Source organism: Mesorhizobium sp. M1A.T.Ca.IN.004.03.1.1 (assembly GCF_003997555.1).
In the GTDB taxonomy this organism is placed as follows: Bacteria; Pseudomonadota; Alphaproteobacteria; order Rhizobiales; family Rhizobiaceae; genus Mesorhizobium.
This window is the reverse complement of sequence record NZ_RZTV01000117.1, coordinates 1-333: the sequence shown is the minus strand read 5'-3', so window position 1 is coordinate 333 and position 333 is coordinate 1. Positions and strand designations below refer to the sequence as shown.

General features: G+C 59.2%; 1 protein-coding gene. It reads left to right on the top strand.

Translation table 11 applies throughout. The features are described from left to right. Positions 1-74 precede the first annotated feature (74 nt). Positions 75-333 (top strand): ABC transporter substrate-binding protein (locus EOD29_RS30950; protein WP_164763906.1); only part of this gene is annotated, 259 nt, incomplete at its 3' end.

Sequence of the window (333 nt, the reverse complement as noted above, 5' to 3'; positions counted from 1 at the left end):
ATCCCATCCCGCGAGCGCAAATTCCGGCGGCGTTTTTTTGCGTCCGAATTCACCAAGCAGAGGGGAACCTGCAGATGAAGAAGATTTCGACGACTGGGATTTCGACAACCGGCATCACCCGCCGGAGCATGCTCCAGATGACTGCAGCGGCTGCCCTCATCGGCGCTGTCAAGACTGCCTTTCCCTCCGGCGCCTTCGCAGCCGGGACCGGCCCTGAAGTAAAAAGCGTCAAGCTCGGCTTTATCGCGCTCACGGATTCCGCACCGCTGATCATCGCCAAGGAAAAGGGCTTCTTCGACAAGCACGGCCTGCCGGAAACAGATGTCGCCAAAC